This is a genomic window from Streptomyces griseofuscus (assembly GCF_014673495.1).
Lineage (GTDB): Bacteria > Actinomycetota > Actinomycetes > Streptomycetales > Streptomycetaceae > Streptomyces > Streptomyces murinus.
The window spans coordinates 3,502,222-3,517,887 of record NZ_CP051006.1 but is presented as its reverse complement, the minus strand read 5'-3'; the positions used below and the strand labels follow the sequence as shown (position 1 = coordinate 3,517,887).

The window sequence follows — 15,666 nt, the reverse complement described above, 5'->3', positions numbered from 1 at the left end:
GGGAGTGGCGGGATTTGTGCTGACCAGGGGTAGGACCTCACAAGGGTCTGGGGAGGGCACCACCGTGCGATCTGTTCGCATGCGGATTGTTGTCACATTGCTCGTGCTGGCGATCGTGGGCATCGGCGGTTGGAAACTGCTGCCGTCCCAGGAGAACAAGAACAAGACCATCACGGTCGGAACGACGGACGCGGTCACCTCGCTCGACCCGGCCGGAGCCTATGACGCGGGGTCCTGGGCCCTGTTCAGCAATGTGTTCCAGACACTGATGACCTTCGAGCCGGACGGCGTCCAGCCGGTGCCGGACGCGGCCAAGAGCTGCGCCTTCGTCGGCAGCGCCACGAAGACCTACCGGTGCACGCTGCGCTCGGGGATCACCTTCCCCAGCGGGCGGGCGATGACGGCCGAGGACGTGAAGTTCTCCTTCGACCGGGTCAAGCGGATCAACTCCGACGTCGGCCCCTCCTCGCTGCTCGCCGACCTCTCCTCGGTGACCGCCGACAACACGCACACCGTCACCTTCCACCTCTCGGAGCCGGACGCCACCTTCCCGCTGAAGGTCGCCACCGGCGCGGGTGCGATCGTGGACCGGGACACCTACCCGGCGAACGCGCTGCGCAAGGACTCCTCGGTCGACGGCACCGGTCCCTACCGGCTCACCTCGTACACCAAGGACCAGCAGGCCCGGCTCGCGCCGAACCCGACGTACAAGGGCTACCTGAGCTCCACCGGGCGCCCGGTCGAGCTGCGCTACTACACCGATTCCGCGAAGCTCGACGCCGCGTGGAAGGCGAAGGACATCGACGTGGCGTCGCGGACGCTGCCGCCGGACGTGCTCGCCGGGCTGAACCCGAGCGATCCCAAGGAGCGGGTCACCGAGTCCGACTCGTCCGAGACCCGCAATCTGTACCTCAACACCCGGGCGAGCTCCCCGCTGCACGACGTACGGGTGCGGCAGGCGGTCGCCTGGCTGGTGGACCAGGAGCAGCTGGCGGCCACGGTCTACCAGGGCACGGTCGATCCGCTGTACTCGCTGATCCCGACCGGCATCACCGGCCACACCACGTCCTTCTTCGACGCCTACCCGACGCAGAGCGCGAAGAAGGCGCGCGAGCTGCTCACCCAGGCCGGGGTGAGCCTGCCGGTCCGCTTCACCTTCGCCTACGGCAAGGGCCAGGGCCCCGGTGAGCAGGAGGCCGCGGCGCTGAAGAAGCAGCTGGAGGCGGGCGGCCTGTTCAAGGTCGACGTCAAGGGCTACGAGTGGACGGACTTCCAGGAGCGGATGGCCGCGGGCAAGCTCGACGCCTGGGCCGTCGGCTGGGTCGCGGACTACCCCGACGCGGACACCTTCGGCCAGCCGCTGGTCGGCACCGGCTCGACCATGGCCACCGGCTACAGCAACAAGACGGTCGACCAGCTGATCCGCGACAGCCAGCAGTTCGCCGACCGGAGCCGGGCCGCCTCCGACTTCCAGCAGATCCAGTCCACCATCGCCCAGGACGTCCCCCTGGTCCCCCTGTGGCAGCGCAAGGAGTACACGGTCACCACGGAGGACGTGGGCGGCGGCCAGTACCTGATGGACGGCACGGGCGTGTACCGCCTGTGGCGGCTGGACTGGATCTGACCTCTGCCCTAGTTCTGCCCGGCTCGGATGATCTGCTCGACGTCGACGGTGACCTTGGCACCGAGTGAGTCAGGGAGGGCGACGGTCTCGCCGGGGGCGTGGACGCGATGGTTCGCGTACTCGCTCCCGGCCGGCTCGGTGAGCACGTGGAGCCGCTGGTGCTTGCGGTCGACGATGACGTAGACCGGGACCTTGGCCTCCGCGTAGGCGTTCACCTTGGTGCGCAGGTCGGTCCGGTAGTTCCTGGAGGTGACCTCCAGGACCATGCGGAAGCAGACGGGGTCGTAGCAGTTGTTCTCGATGTGGTGGTCTCGGTAGTCGGCGTCGATCAGGGAGAGGTCGGGGATCGCGTAGTCCTCGGCGCCAGTCGGCAGCCAGAGGCCGACCCCGTGGACCAGTCTGGATTCCGACCCGTGCAGACCGGCTGCGATGAAAGGCGCCATAAAGTCGGTCAGGACATCGGCGTGCGGGCCGTCCGGTGGCGGGGACACGATGATCTGGTCTCCGATGATCTCGACGCGATAGCCCGGGAAGCGCTCCATGATCCGGTCGGCCTCCGCGATCAGCGGACGGCCATGAGGTCGCTCGACGGCTGCTGCGGACATCAGGTGCCTCCCAAGGGCCGGTATCGAGAACATCATGGTAGGCAGCCCCCCGGCGGGATGTCCTTTCCCTTCTCCTTCACCCGAAAGCGATCACTCGGCCAGGTTTCGTCCCGGAGCGGGCAGCAGTCGCGTCATCCCCGGCAGGAAGTCCGTGAACAGTTCGTGGACCTCCAGGACCAGGGGGCGCAGGACGCGGAAGCGGGAGAGGGTGACGCCGCGGGTGGTGAGGCGGGCGCCGCGGCGGGCCAGGCGGTAGCTGCGTTCGCGGTTCTCGGTGCGGTCGAAGATCCAGTACATGATCAGGCCCATCTGGGACAGCCACATCAACTCCGGCAGCACATCGCGGAGTTCGGCCGGGACCTTGGCCTTGGAGCCGGCCAGCACCTCCCGGTGCACCTGGATCGCCTGCTCGCGCGCGTGCTCGCTCTCCTGCGAGAAGGGGCTCAGCGGGCTGTCCGGATCGGCGGCGTTCTTGAAGAACTGCACCGCGAACTCGTGATACGGCCGCGCGAGGTCCAGCCAGCTGGTGAGGACGCCCGCGAGCCGCGTCTCCAGGTCCGTCTCCCGCTCCAGGATTCCCCGGACCGCCTGCCGGTGCTCGGCCGCGATCCGGTCGTAGAAGCCCTGGATCAGGTGTTCCTTGCCCTCGAAGTAGTAGTACGCGTTGCCGACGGAGACGCCCGCCTCCTGGGCGATCGCCCGCATGGTGGTCTTGTCGTACCCCCGCTCCCGGAACAGCCGCATGGCCGTCTCCAGGATCAGCGCACGGGTCTGCTCGGACTTGCTGCTGGGGGTACCGGCCGCCTCGGGACCGTCGTTCTTCACGGGCACGCCACGAAGCCTAACGAGTGCCGTCCGCGCGCTCGGCTCAGCCTCGGCGCCCCAGCTCCGGGCGCCGGGTGTAGTCCGTCAGGCCGAGCACATTGCCCCAGGGGTCCGCGATCTCCACCGTCCAGCCGGTCGCCGTCTGGAACACCTCGTCCACCGGCTCGATGCCCACCGCGGACAGCCGCCGCGCCGCCACCCGCGCGTCCGGCACCTCCAGCCACAGGCGCGGCGAGGGCCACGGCGGACTGCGATGGCCCAGCGCCTCCTCCACCCGCAGCAGGATGCCCGGTGTCTCCTTGCCCGCCGTGAGCAGCGCGATCCCGGCCTCGTCGAACCGGAACCCCACCCCGAACCCGGCCCGCTCGTAGAACCCGACGGCTTCCGCGAGGTCCCCGACGGGGAGCAGTACGTTGTCGAACCCGAGCAGTTCGTACGACTCTTCGTCTGACATATCGTCAGATTAGAGCGCGGGGCGCCGGGATCCCGTGATTGCCGGGCCGTCGGCTCGTGTGCGTCACATGCTGCTCAGCGACCGGGCGTAGTTGACCTGCCCCATGATCGCCGGGAACGTCTCCGGACCGTGCGCCGGGACCATCGTCTGGTGGTGCCGGCCCGCACTGGTCACGGTGACCTGGATGTAGCCCGTGGTCTTCCGCTCCTTCATCAGCAGGAAGAGCAGTCCGAGCAGGCAGAACAGGAAGAACACGATCGCGAGCACGATGGCGTGCGTCGGTATCTTCTCCTCGGTGTGCGACATGTCCGTCGCGTTCCATATCGCCCCGCGCAGCGGCAACTGACCCGCCGGCGTGATGATCTGATCCCCCATCACCATGATGTCGCCGATGGAGAGCAGGGGGGCGCCGCCCATCGGCAGCGCGCCCGCGGTCGGCGGCTGCGGAAAGCCGTACCCCTTTGCGGGCGCACCCGCGGCGGGGTACCCGTATCCCGGCGGCGGTGTGTCCGACGGCCCGGGCGGATGACCGGGACCCCAGTCGCCGGCGCCGCTGTGGTACGGGTTCTGCTCGGTCACGCTGGTGCCCCCGATAGGTCGTGAAAGGCGTGGACAAGATACGAGGGCCGTTCCCCCGAACGGGGGAACGGCCCTCGTATTGTGCCAGTCGTCGCGTCAGTAGCGGCGGGTGATCAGCGCCCGCTTGACTTCCTGGATCGCCTTGGTGACCTCGATGCCACGCGGGCACGCGTCGGTGCAGTTGAAGGTCGTACGGCAGCGCCACACGCCGTCACGGTCGTTCAGCACCTCAAGACGCTGCTCCCCGGCCTCGTCACGCGAGTCGAAGATGAAGCGGTGGGCGTTGACGATCGCGGCCGGGCCGAAGTACTGGCCGTCGTTCCAGAACACCGGGCAGGACGAGGTGCACGCGGCGCACAGGATGCACTTGGTGGTGTCGTCGAAGCGCGCCCGGTCCTCCGCGGACTGGAGACGCTCGCGCGTCGGCTCGTTCGTCTCCTTGGTGATCAGGAACGGCATGACGTCCCGGTACGCCTGGAAGAACGGCTCCATGTCCACGACCAGGTCCTTGAGGACCGTCAGGCCCTTTATGGGCTCGACCGTGATCGGCTTCTCGGGGTTGATGTCCTTGATCAGCGTCTTGCAGGCAAGACGGTTCTTGCCGTTGATCCGCATGGCGTCCGAGCCGCAGATGCCGTGCGCGCAGGAGCGGCGGAACGTGAGGGTGCCGTCGATGTCCCACTTGATCTTGTGGAGACCGTCGAGGACACGCTCCTTCGGGTCGATCTCCAGCTGGAAGTCTTCCCAGACGGCCTCCGCCGAGACCTCCGGGTTGAACCGGCGGATCCGGAAGGTGACCGTGATGTAGGGGGAGTCGGCGAAGCCGGGCTCGGGCTGGCCGGCCGCGTCCGCCTTGTCCAGAACAGGGGTAGCCATCAGTACTTACGCTCCATCGGCTGGTAGCGGGTCTGGACGACCGGCTTGTAGTCGAGACGGATGGACTCGGTGCCGTCGTCGCCCACCTCGCGGTACGCCATGGTGTGGCGCATGAAGTTGACGTCGTCGCGGTTCGGGTAGTCCTCGCGGTAGTGACCGCCGCGGGACTCCTTGCGGGCCAGGGCCGACGTGGCCATGACCTCGGCCAGGTCGAGCAGGTTGCCCAGCTCGATGGCCTCCAGGAGGTCCGTGTTGAACCGCTTGCCCTTGTCCTGGATGGACACGTTCTTGTAGCGCTCGCGCAGCTCGGCGATCTTCTCGACCGCCGTCTTGATCGTCTGCTCGGTGCGGAACACCATGACGTTGGCGTCCATGGTCTCCTGCAACTCGCGGCGCAGCGTGGCCACCCGCTCGTTGCCGGTGGAGTTGCGCAGTCGCTCGATCTGCTCGACGACGAGGCTCTCCGGGTTCTCCGGCAGCTCGACGAACTCGGCCGTGTGGGAGTACTCGGCGGCGGCGATGCCCGCGCGGCGCCCGAAGACGTTGATGTCGAGCAGCGAGTTGGTGCCCAGGCGGTTGGCGCCGTGCACCGACACGCAGGCGACCTCGCCGGCCGCGTACAGACCCGGCACGACGGTGGTGTTGTCCGCCAGGACCTCACCCTCGACGTTGGTGGGGATGCCACCCATCGCGTAGTGCGCGGTCGGCTGGATCGGGATCGGGTCCGTGTACGGCTCGATACCGAGGTAGGTGCGCGCGAACTCGGTGATGTCCGGGAGCTTGGCGTCCAGCTGCTCCGGCGGCAGGTGGGTGAGGTCCAGGTACACGTGGTCGCCCTCGGGACCGCAGCCGCGGCCCTCGCGGATCTCCGTGTAGATGGAGCGGGACACGACGTCACGGGACGCCAGGTCCTTCATGACGGGAGCGTACTTCTCCATGAAGCGCTCGCCGTCCTTGTTGCGCAGGATGCCGCCCTCACCACGGGCACCCTCGGTGAGCAGGATGCCCATGCGCCAGATGCCGGTCGGGTGGAACTGGAAGAACTCCATGTCCTCCAGCGGCAGACCCCGGCGGTAGCAGGCGGCCTGGCCGTCACCGGTCAGGGTGTGCGCGTTGGAGGTCACCTTGAAGAACTTGCCGGTGCCGCCGGACGCGTAGATGACCGACTTCGCCTGGAAGACGTGGATCTCGCCGGTCGCCAGCTCATAGGCCACGACACCGGCGGACTTCTTGACGCCGTCGACCTCGGTGATCAGCTGGTCCAGGACGTAGAACTCGTTGAAGAACTCCACGCCCTCCTTGACGCAGTTCTGGTACAGCGTCTGGAGGATCATGTGGCCGGTGCGGTCGGCCGCGTAGCAGGCACGGCGGACCGGGGCCTCGCCGTGGTTGCGGGAGTGGCCGCCGAAGCGGCGCTGGTCGATCTCACCCTTGGGCGTCCGGTTGAACGGCAGGCCCATCTTCTCCAGGTCGAGGACCGCGTCGATGGCCTCCTTCGCCAGGATCTCGGCGGCGTCCTGGTCGACCAGGTAGTCGCCGCCCTTGATCGTGTCGAAGGTGTGCCACTCCCAGTTGTCCTCCTCCACGTTGGCGAGCGCGGCGGCCATACCGCCCTGCGCGGCGCCCGTGTGGGAGCGGGTGGGGTAGAGCTTGGTCAGGACCGCGGTGCGGCTGCGCTTCGTCGCCTCGATGGCGGCACGCATGCCCGCGCCACCGGCGCCGACGATGACGGTGTCGTACTTGTGGATCTTCATGATTCTCGCAGCCCCGTGCCTAGCGGATGTTCGGGTCGAAGGTGAAGATCACCAGCGTGCCCAGCAGGATGGTCCACACCGTGGCGGTGTACAGCAGGGCCTTCAGCCACATGCGGGACGCGGCCCGCTCGGCGTAGTCGTTGATGACCGTGCGCAGGCCGTTGGCGCCGTGCAGCATCGCGAGCCACAGCATGGCCAGGTCCCAGATCTGCCACCAGGGGGAGGCCCAGCGGCCGGCGACGAAGGCGAAGCCGACCTTGGAGACGCCGCCGTCCAGGACCAGCTGGATGACCAGGTGGCCGATGACGAGGACGACCAGCACGATGCCGGACAGGCGCATGAACAGCCACGCCGCCAGCTCGAAGTTGCCGCGGGTGGACTTCGGGGTCTTCTTGGTCCGCTTGCGCGGCGCCTCGATCAGCGGGGCCGGGTTGTCCACGTTGTAGACGGCGGCACCCTCGACGGGGCCGACCCCGGAGGCGGTGGTCTCAGTGGTAGACATCGGCGTCAGCTCCCGAACAGAACACGAGCGGCGTGGCCGAGCACGGGGTAGATCGCGCCGAGCATGAGCACGACCCAGACACCCATCACGGTCCAGAACATCTGCTTCTGGTAGCGCGGGCCCTTCGACCAGAAGTCGACGGCGATGACGCGCAGACCGTTGAGCGCGTGGAAGAGGATTGCGGCCACGAGGCCGTACTCCAGCAGCGCGACGATCGGCGTCTTGTACGTGGCCACGACCTTGTCGTAGGCCTCGGGGGAGACACGCACGAGAGCGGTGTCCAGCACGTGAACGAACAGGAAGAAGAAGATGAGGACGCCGGTGACTCGGTGAGCCACCCAGGACCACATTCCTTCCCGGCCGCGGTACAGCGTTCCAGCCGGCACGGAAGAACCCTCCGGGAGCGGGGATTAGGGCCGCGCCGGCTTCACTGTCGGTCGGGCCCGGCCGGGTACGGTCCACCGGCCCCCAGCATGGTATCCGTGTGGCGGGGCGAGGCTTACGGGGGGCCTACCTGTGTGATCAAACTGGCACGCGGTTGGGCTAGCGGGGGGCGGATACGAGGGCGATCCGTCCCGTTATCGTCCGGATGTGGGTGCGTTCGGGCTGGTCGCACAGCTGCCCGCGCCCCTCAGATAGGTGCCCAGTCGGCCCCTTGCGAGGCGGCGGAGCTCGTCCGCGGCTATCGCGCGTTCCTCGTCGGGATCGTTCGCCGATCGTGACCGGATGGCTTCCAGGACGCGGTCGGCGGTCTCGCTCGGCGCCGTGTCCCCCAGATAGATGACGAACACATGTCCGAACCGCGCCTCGTAGGCCGCGTGTGCCGCGTCCAGGGCCATGTGCGCGGCCGAGTATGTGTCCTCCGGCAGCCGCGGCAGGCACTCGTGGGAGAGGGCCTCGGAGATGTCGGCGGGGGAGAGGTCGTACGCCGCCTCGTCCGCCGCGGCCAGGAGGGCGTCCAGGTCGGGGTAGGGGCGGTGGGCCGCGATGCGGTGGGACCAGCGCGGGCTGTGCAGACAGCGCAGGAGGAGGGCCCGGGCCTCGGTGGCGCACGCCGCGTTGAAGGCGTCGAGGGGCCGGGGCAGCTGTGGGGGGTGGTGAGCGGGCAGCGTGGGTCCTCGCGTCACAGATCGTGTGTGGCAGGGGAGGGCTGTGAAAGATGTGTCGCCAGGTTATCGAGAGTGGTAACTCTGTGTCCTCCTGCTGTCTGAAATTCACCCGGACGGGAGAGTTTGCGCACGCTCGGGTGACCGTTCGAGCGGCGAGGGGTCTTACGTTGGGCGAGTGACCCAGCACAGGCGCCGGGCGTCGGCGCAACAGGTGAAGCGGAAACGGATGGCGGTGGCCGCGGCGGTGGCCGGGACCGTCGCCCTCGGGACGGGCATCGGGGTGTGGGCCTCGTCGGGCGGTGGCGGCGGCCAGGGCTCCACCGGGCAGGCGACCGTCGCCGAGACGAATCCCTCGCCCACCCGTTCGTACCCGATGTCCAAGGCGCCGCAGACGATCCCGGCGGTCCGCTCCCACACCCCCGCGCGCGGTCCCGGCTGGCGTCCGCGGCCCGGCGACCGCGTGGTGATCGCCGACGCGGGCCTCGCCGACGAGGGCAGGCTGATAGCCGGCGAGCTGGGGATGAGCTACGCGGGGCAGAAGAACGACACCAAGGCGGGCGATCTGCGGCTGTCGCTGGGCGGCGGGGGCGGCGACCAGGAGTCGTACACCATGACCGTCCGGGGCGGCCGGGTCGACATCAGCGGGCCGGGCCAGGCGGGGGTCTTCTACGGCACCCGGACCCTGAAGCAGGAGGTCCACGGGGGCGGTACGGCGCCGGAGGGCGTCGTGCGCGACGAGCCGGCCAAGCCGGTGCGCGGCTTCATGCTGGACATCGCGCGCAAACCGTACTCCGAGTCCTGGATAGAGGACCGGATACGGGAGCTGGGGGACCTGAAGTACAACGAGCTGGGGCTGCACTTCTCGGACGACCAGGCCTTCCGGATCGAGTCCAGCACCCACCCGGAGATCGTCTCCCCGGACCATCTCACCAAGGCGCAGGTCAAGCGGATCGTGGACCTGGCGAACAGCCGGCACATCACCGTCGTACCGGAGCTCGACTCGCCCGGACACCTGGGCGCGGTCCTCGCCGCCCACCCCGATCTCAAACTGCGCAACGGCAACGGCGTGGTGACCAAGGGCGCGATCGACATCTCCAAGCCCGGCTCCGCCGAGCTGATCGACGACCTTTTGAACGAGTACGCGGGGCTGTTCACCGGCGGTCAGTGGAACCTCGGCGGCGACGAGTACCAGGCGCTGATGGCGGGCAACCCCCAGACCGCCTATCCGCAGCTGGCCGCGGCCGCCCGGCAGAGGTTCGGCGCGAGCGGCAATGTCGCCGACCTCACCACCCAGTGGCTCAACGACCGCGCCGCCACCGTCCGCGCCCACGGCAGGACCATGCGCGCCTGGAACGACGGCTTCTACCGCAGCGCCACCGCCGTGCGGCCCGCGGACGATCTCCAGGTCGCCTACTGGACCGGCAAGGAGATCGGCGCCAGGCCGCCGGAGGACTATCTGAGCGCCGGCCGCAAACTCATCAACTACAACGACGAGTTCCTCTACTACGTCCTCGGCCAGCCGCAGACCTTCGTCTACCCGACCGGGCAGCGGATCTACGAGCAGTGGAACCCGCGGGTGGTGCGCGGCACCACCGCCGTCCCGGCGCGGTACGACGACCAGATCCTCGGCGGCACCTTCGCGGTGTGGGGCGACTTCCCCGACGCGCAGACGCCGGACCAGGTCGCGGCCGGCATCCGGATGCCGCTGCGGGCCACCGTCCAGAAGCTGTGGGACCCGGGCACACCCGCCATGTCCTGGACGGACTTCAAGTCCCTGGCGGACCGGCTGGGCTGATCCCCGGCCGGGCTGTGTGATTCCTGTGGACGCGGAGTGATCATCGGACGTATCTTCCGGTGTTCACATTTCCGGCGGCCGTGTGCGTGTCGTACGCGGACCGCCGGTCGCTGTTTCTCACCTCGGGGGATTTCCGCACCATGGCCACGCCCATGCCCGTACCGCCCCAGTCCGCGCCGCCCCTGGCCCCGCCGCCCGGTGCCCCGCCGCGCTCGCCCGCCGGGCTCGGCATGGCCGCGGCCGTCCTGCTGGGGCTGGTCGTCGGCGCCGACCTGTTCGCCTGCTTCGCGGACCAGACACAGGCGAGCATCGCCCAGGACCTGCTCGGCGGCGGCGTCGACGAGGGCCTGGTCCGCCGGGCCCACCGCGCCGACACCCTCTACAACGCGGCGAGCGTCACCCAGGGGATCACCCTGGTGGCCACCATCGCCGTCTACCTGTGCTGGCTGTGGCGGGTGCGGACGAACGCCGAGGTGTTCGAGCCGCACGGGCACCGTATGAAGCGCGGCTGGGCCATCGGGGGCTGGTTCGTGCCGATCGGGAACCTGTGGCTGCCGCGCCGGGTCGTCGTGGACGTCTGGAGGGCCAGTGCCCTGCCGGGCACCCGGGTGCGGACCACCCCGGTCAATGCCTGGTGGACGCTGTGGATCATCAGCCTCCTCGTCGGCCGGACCGCCTCCCGGCAGTACGACGCCGCCCACGGCGCCGATCAACTCGCCGACGCCGCGCGGCTGATGCTGTTCTCCGACGCGCTGGACGCCGCGGCCGCGATCCTCGCCGTCGTGGTCGTCGTCCATCTGACCCGGATGCAGCGGGCCAGGATTCTCGCGGGCCCCGCCGCCATGCCCGTCTTTGGCTGAAACTCGACCGCTGTGACACTTCCACCCGGTTGCACGCAGTAAGGGGAAGTGCGGGCTCCGTACCGGTCGGCGCCCAGACCAGGGAGGCTTCATGAGCCTTGAGGAACGGATCGCGCGGGCGGACGAGCGGGGGCTCGCCGCCAGTGGGTTGGCCTGTTTGGATCGGTGCCTGCCGCTGCTCGACGGCGACGAGGAACTGCTGCGCCCGCTGTGGGGGAGCCTCGCCGACGGATCGGACTGGAGCGCTTTCCTGGAGAAGGCGCGGGGCGCGCTCCTCGGTCTCGGCGGGGAAGAGGCGGCGGGCGCGGGCGGGGACGAGCACGCGGAGGCGGTACGGCTCGTCGCGCACCTGCTGGACACGGCCCCGGCCGAGCGCACCGCCGAGGCCGTACGGCCCTGGGCCGAGTCCTGTTCCGCGGTCTCGCTGCGCGTCCACCGGCTGCTCGACCCCGCGGCCGAGGGCGCCCCGGACCCCGCAGGGACCGAGGACCCACCGCCGCTCGTCGCCGCCGAACTGCGCCGCCAGATCACCGTGCTGGAACTCCTCGAAGGCCACGGCAAGCAGGGCCTGCGCCGCGCGCTCGATGTCTCGGGCGAGGGACGCCGGGTGCTGCGCGCGGTGGTCTCACGGCGGGCGCGGGGGAACGCGGAGAGCGGGGTGTGACGGTCGTGCGGTGGCGGTGGGGTGGTCCTGCGACGGTTGGCGAAACGGTTCCTCGGAGGGTGACGAAAGCTCCGCCCCGCTCGCTCTTCCTTATGTGAACGCCCATGTGACGGCCCATGTGACGGCCGATAAGACCGCTGCCGCGACCGCCCCGGACGGGACGGCCGCGCAGGAGACCAGGCCCTACGCCGCCGCGAAGCCAGTGCGCTGGGCGGCGGACGCGGTCGCGACCATGCGTGAGGGCGCCCGGGTGCGGCTCGACTACTCGGCGCAGAGCCTGTGGCGCGTGGACCGCGTGATCGAGGAGATACGACGCGAGGGGGCGCCCATCGAGGCGGTCGCCGGCGTGCTGCGGGGCTTCGGCGCGTACGCCGGTGAGGTGGTCGTCCGCCGCACCGGCGCCGAGTGGTGGGCGACCGGCGGCGAACACTGGGTGCGCACCCCCGACGGCCGGCTCTGGGACCCCATCGAGGAGGCCCGGCGCTCCTTCCTGGGGCATGGTTCGCTGCGGCTGCTGTGCAGGGACGCGACGACGGACGCCTGAGAGCACGGCGCCCCGCACCTGACGGGCCGTTCGCTGTGACACTTCTGTCAGGGCGGACGCTGATGACCGTGGAGGGCGAAAGACACGGCCGGAGCGTGTCGCACCGTGCGGGACGCGCCGGTGGCCATGAACTCGGCATGACGAGGACGGTCTTGAGCCAGGGTGGGCAGCCCCGCAGCCGGCGGCCGCGGGACGGGGAACTGGGTGCGGCCGTCGCGCGGGCCCAGGACGGCGACGAGAGCGCCTTCGCGGTGGCCTACCGGATCGTGCAGCCCGGCCTGATCGGCTATCTGCGCGGGCTGGTCGGCGAGGACGCGGAGGACGTGGCCGCCGACGCCTGGCTGGAGATAGCGCGGGACCTCGGCCGGTTCACCGGCGACGGCGCGGGCTTCCGCGGCTGGACCGCGACCATCGCCCGCCATCGCGCCCTGGACCATCTGCGCCGCCGCCGCACCCGGCCCCCTACCACCGCGCTCGACCAGGACGCGCTGGACCGGGCGGCCCCGCACAGCACACATGAACAGGCCCTGGAGTCGCTGTCCACCGCGCGCGCCCTCGAACTGGTGCGCTCGCTGCCCCGCGACCAGGCGGAGGCCGTACTGCTCCGGGTGGTCGTCGGCCTCGACGGCCCCGCCGCCGCACGCGTCCTCGGCAAGCGTCCCGGCGCGGTCCGTACCGCCGCGCACCGCGGCCTCAAACGCCTCGCCCGCGCCCTGGCACCCGACCCGGGCGCGACGGACGAGGGCCCCGGCACGCCGGGGGACGGCACGAGGGACGAGGACGGAACCGGACATGGGTGAACGCGACGGCGACCGACGGGGCACCGGGCGCGCCGCGACACCCGACATCGAGTCCCACCTCGGCACGGCCCTGCGCGCCTACACCCCCGACCCCGAGGCCGAACGCCGCGCCCTGGCCGCCTTCCGCACCGCCCACGCATCCGGCCGCACCCCCCACACACGCCCCCGCGACGACTGGCGCCCGGCCCCCACCGGGGCGGCGCCGCGCTGACCCTGGCCTCCCTCACCCCGGGCGGCATTGCGCCCCACGTGGCCGAAGGCAAGGGTTCCGGTCCGCTTCTTACGCGTGCGGCCGCCCGCGCGTCGCGGGTGTGACACTTTTCGACGCCGCCGCGCAGCACCGAATCTCCCGCCCGGACCGCTCGCCTCGTGGTGGTCTTCCTCACGGTGGCTGCCGTCGTCGGGGGCCACATGGTCGCCGTCAAGGGGTGACCCGGGCCCGGCGCCAAGGGCAACGGCCGGGGCCGCCACCCCCCACAGGAGAGGCCCCGACCGTCGCTCTGAGGGCCGCTGGGCGACCCGTACTCTCTACAGCGTCGCGGGTGCGTTTTCTGTCACACCCCGGGTGCGTTCCGTCCTCACCCGGTGCTCACCCTGCGCTTACCCGCACCCGGTCACGAGTTAGTTGCATCTTCTACGGACATGGACGGAGCAAGGTTTCAGGCCGTAACGTGCCATTCGCGCCGACCAGAAGACAGGCGTAAAGGGAGTGCGGTGCTGGGGGACGACGCGGAGCTGACCGCCGCGGTGCGTGCGGCACAGGACGGCGACGAGAGCGCGTTCCGTGCGGTGTACCGCGCGGTGCATCCACGGCTGCTCGGGTATGTGCGCACGCTCGTCGGCGATCCCGACGCCGAGGACGTGGCCTCCGAGGCCTGGTTGCAGATCGCCCGCGACCTCGACCGGTTCAGCGGGGACGCCGACCGGTTCCGCGGCTGGGCCGCCCGGATCGCCCGCAACCGTGCCCTGGACCACATCCGGATGCGCGGCCGCCGCCCCGCGATCGGCGGTGACGAGACAGAACTGACCGGCCGCGCCGCCGAGTCCGACACCGCGGGCGAGGCCATCGAGGCGCTCACCACCGGCAGCACCCTCTCTCTCATCGCCCGGCTCCCGCAGGACCAGGCCGAGGCGGTCGTCCTGCGCGTGGTCGTCGGCCTCGACGCCAAGACCGCCGCCGAGACCCTCGGCAAACGCGCCGGCGCCGTCCGCACCGCAGCGCACCGCGGCCTGAAACGGCTCGCCGAACTGCTCGGCGACGACCCGGAGACGGCGGGCGTCCTCGACGCGCTGCCACCCCAGCGGGACCCCGAGCAGACACCCCGGCCCGGATCGAGGCGAGCGGACCGGCAGGACCCCGAGCGAGAACCGCGTGGACCCGCGGTGACGTCCGCCACTGTGACGCATACGCGCGCGCGGACGCAGAAGGACATGTGATGGCCGACGAGCAGGACAAGTGGCTCAACCCGGAGGCGGCGGAACGCCTGTTGGACGGGGAGCCCCTGGGAGCCGTCGACCCCGCCACCCGTGACCAGGCCGAACGCCTCGTCCGAGTCCTCGACGCGCTGTCCGCGCAGGCGGCCCCGGCCGCCTTCGAACTCCCCGGTGAGCAGGCCGCCCTGGCCGCGTTCCGCAAGGCCCGCGAGGCCGCCGCCGACGAGCGCACGGCCGCGCTCGCCGCGGCCGCTCCCGGCCGTCGGACCGGTGCGGGCGACCCGGTCGGCGCGGGCGCGCACGGACACGGCGCGGGTGCCCGCGGCCATGACGCGGGGCTCGTCCGTATCGGCGCCCCCACCCGCACCGGCGTCGCCGCCCGCCGCCCCCGCTGGGGCCGCCCGGTGCGGCTCGCGCTGGCCGCGGTGGTGGCCGCCGGCACCCTCGGCGGGGTCGCCATGGCCGCCGGCGGGGTGCTGCCCACGCCGTTCGACGTGGAGAAGCCGGGCCCCGCCGTCACCGCCACCGCGGACAACTCCGCCCGCCCGCCCGCCTCGGCCACTCCGCAGGCGTCCGGCGGCCTCCAGGTCCCCGGAGGCGGCGCGGACCCGGGACCGGGCGACGGCTCCGAGCACGCCGGTGCGACAGACGGCCGTACGGGTACGAGCGCTTCCCCCGGCACCTCCGCCTCCCCGGGCGGCGGCCGCTGGAACGGAGCGCTCACCGCATGCCGCGACCTGCGCTCCGGCAGCGGACTGAACGCCGACCGCCGCCGCGCCCTGGAGAACCTCGCGGGCGGCTCCGCCCGGCTCACCCAGTACTGCAAGCTCGTGCTGACCGCGGGCGACCACCTCGCCGGCAACCCCGCCCAGGGCAAGGGCCGCGAGGGCCGTGACCACGGCGGCCAGGGCGCGGACCAGGGCCAGGGCGGTCAGGGCAGGGGCTCCGGGCAGGGCGGCAACGGCCAGGGCGGTGACGGAAAGGGTGGCGACGACGAGAGCCACCCCGGCACCGGCCACGGAAACGGCCGCGGCGACACCTTCGGCAAGGTGCGCATCCGGCATCGCGGCCCCGCCGCACCGGCCCCCGCGCCGCCGCACGCCCCCCGGCACACTCCCTCGCACACTCCGCCGCACGCCCCGCGCGGCCACGGCGGGTCCGCGTCCGCCACCGTCCCGCAGCCGGCGCCCACCCCCACCCGCTGATCAATCTTGCTCGTCCACACCCCTGTGACCTGGCAC

At 71.0% G+C, this 15,666-nt stretch carries 18 protein-coding genes; 9 read left to right on the top strand and 9 right to left on the bottom strand.

Features of this window, described 5'->3' with window-relative positions; all coding sequences use genetic code 11:
* Nucleotides 1-79: 79 nt before the first annotated feature.
* Nucleotides 80-1,624 carry an ABC transporter substrate-binding protein gene (locus tag HEP81_RS15460; protein ID WP_037656026.1) on the top strand — a complete coding sequence of 515 codons (1,545 nt, stop codon included), beginning with the start codon at nucleotides 80-82 and terminating at the stop codon, nucleotides 1,622-1,624.
* A gap of 8 nt (nucleotides 1,625-1,632) precedes the next feature.
* Here the strand turns inward: HEP81_RS15460 and HEP81_RS15455 are convergent, their stop codons facing one another.
* The 9 genes from HEP81_RS15455 to HEP81_RS15415 form a co-directional block, all read right to left on the bottom strand.
* Complete coding sequence (locus tag HEP81_RS15455) at nucleotides 1,633-2,229, bottom strand: Uma2 family endonuclease (RefSeq protein WP_037656027.1); 597 nt, start codon at nucleotides 2,227-2,229, stop codon at nucleotides 1,633-1,635.
* Nucleotides 2,230-2,319: 90 nt separating this feature from the next.
* Nucleotides 2,320-3,060 (bottom strand): TetR/AcrR family transcriptional regulator, encoded by a 741-nt coding sequence (locus HEP81_RS15450; RefSeq protein ID WP_037656028.1) that lies wholly within the window; start codon nucleotides 3,058-3,060, stop codon nucleotides 2,320-2,322.
* A 37-nt stretch (nucleotides 3,061-3,097) separates the two neighbouring features.
* Nucleotides 3,098-3,508, bottom strand: a complete 411-nt coding sequence (locus tag HEP81_RS15445; RefSeq protein WP_037656029.1) for a VOC family protein — start codon at nucleotides 3,506-3,508, stop codon at nucleotides 3,098-3,100.
* A 63-nt stretch (nucleotides 3,509-3,571) separates the two neighbouring features.
* Entirely contained in the window at nucleotides 3,572-4,087 is a 516-nt protein-coding gene (locus HEP81_RS15440) for a hypothetical protein (RefSeq protein ID WP_037656030.1), read from the bottom strand.
* A gap of 96 nt (nucleotides 4,088-4,183) precedes the next feature.
* Nucleotides 4,184-4,963 (bottom strand): succinate dehydrogenase iron-sulfur subunit, encoded by a 780-nt coding sequence (locus HEP81_RS15435; RefSeq protein WP_037656031.1) that lies wholly within the window; start codon nucleotides 4,961-4,963, stop codon nucleotides 4,184-4,186.
* Nucleotides 4,963-6,717 carry a succinate dehydrogenase flavoprotein subunit gene (gene sdhA / locus HEP81_RS15430; protein ID WP_037656033.1) on the bottom strand — a complete coding sequence of 585 codons (1,755 nt, stop codon included), beginning with the start codon at nucleotides 6,715-6,717 and terminating at the stop codon, nucleotides 4,963-4,965. The genes HEP81_RS15435 and sdhA overlap by 1 nt, the downstream gene beginning before the upstream one ends.
* 19 nt (nucleotides 6,718-6,736) lie before the next feature.
* The gene (locus HEP81_RS15425) at nucleotides 6,737-7,219 is read right to left on the bottom strand and encodes a succinate dehydrogenase hydrophobic membrane anchor subunit (RefSeq protein ID WP_037656035.1); all 483 of its coding nucleotides are present in this window, start codon (nucleotides 7,217-7,219) and stop codon (nucleotides 6,737-6,739) included.
* 5 nt (nucleotides 7,220-7,224) lie between these two features.
* A complete protein-coding gene (sdhC, locus tag HEP81_RS15420; RefSeq protein WP_078967379.1) occupies nucleotides 7,225-7,605 on the bottom strand; it encodes a succinate dehydrogenase, cytochrome b556 subunit in 381 nt (126 codons plus the stop codon).
* 192 nt (nucleotides 7,606-7,797) lie between these two features.
* Nucleotides 7,798-8,346 carry a 2-oxo-4-hydroxy-4-carboxy-5-ureidoimidazoline decarboxylase gene (locus HEP81_RS15415; RefSeq protein ID WP_037656037.1) on the bottom strand — a complete coding sequence of 183 codons (549 nt, stop codon included), beginning with the start codon at nucleotides 8,344-8,346 and terminating at the stop codon, nucleotides 7,798-7,800.
* A gap of 208 nt (nucleotides 8,347-8,554) precedes the next feature.
* On the opposite strand from HEP81_RS15415, the gene HEP81_RS15410 reads away from it, so the two are divergent.
* From HEP81_RS15410 to HEP81_RS15375, 8 genes are all read left to right on the top strand, one after another.
* Nucleotides 8,555-10,123: a beta-N-acetylhexosaminidase gene (locus HEP81_RS15410; protein ID WP_037656040.1), complete on the top strand. Its 1,569-nt coding sequence runs from the start codon at nucleotides 8,555-8,557 to the stop codon at nucleotides 10,121-10,123.
* Nucleotides 10,124-10,275: 152 nt separating this feature from the next.
* On the top strand, nucleotides 10,276-10,983 hold the full coding sequence (locus HEP81_RS15405) for a DUF4328 domain-containing protein (protein ID WP_243279424.1): 708 nt from the start codon (nucleotides 10,276-10,278) through the stop codon (nucleotides 10,981-10,983).
* Nucleotides 10,984-11,074: 91 nt separating this feature from the next.
* Nucleotides 11,075-11,647: a hypothetical protein gene (locus HEP81_RS15400; protein ID WP_037656042.1), complete on the top strand. Its 573-nt coding sequence runs from the start codon at nucleotides 11,075-11,077 to the stop codon at nucleotides 11,645-11,647.
* 118 nt (nucleotides 11,648-11,765) lie between these two features.
* Nucleotides 11,766-12,191, top strand: a complete 426-nt coding sequence (locus tag HEP81_RS15395) for a hypothetical protein (RefSeq protein ID WP_243279802.1) — start codon at nucleotides 11,766-11,768, stop codon at nucleotides 12,189-12,191.
* A 152-nt stretch (nucleotides 12,192-12,343) separates the two neighbouring features.
* Nucleotides 12,344-12,991 carry an RNA polymerase sigma factor gene (locus HEP81_RS15390; RefSeq protein ID WP_037656168.1) on the top strand — a complete coding sequence of 216 codons (648 nt, stop codon included), beginning with the start codon at nucleotides 12,344-12,346 and terminating at the stop codon, nucleotides 12,989-12,991.
* Entirely contained in the window at nucleotides 12,984-13,202 is a 219-nt protein-coding gene (locus tag HEP81_RS15385) for a hypothetical protein (protein ID WP_037656046.1), read from the top strand. The genes HEP81_RS15390 and HEP81_RS15385 overlap by 8 nt, the downstream gene beginning before the upstream one ends.
* 503 nt (nucleotides 13,203-13,705) lie before the next feature.
* Nucleotides 13,706-14,428, top strand: a complete 723-nt coding sequence (locus HEP81_RS15380) for an RNA polymerase sigma factor (RefSeq protein WP_037656048.1) — start codon at nucleotides 13,706-13,708, stop codon at nucleotides 14,426-14,428.
* Nucleotides 14,428-15,630 (top strand): hypothetical protein, encoded by a 1,203-nt coding sequence (locus HEP81_RS15375; protein WP_051850174.1) that lies wholly within the window; start codon nucleotides 14,428-14,430, stop codon nucleotides 15,628-15,630. The genes HEP81_RS15380 and HEP81_RS15375 overlap by 1 nt, the downstream gene beginning before the upstream one ends.
* Nucleotides 15,631-15,666: the final 36 nt, after the last annotated feature.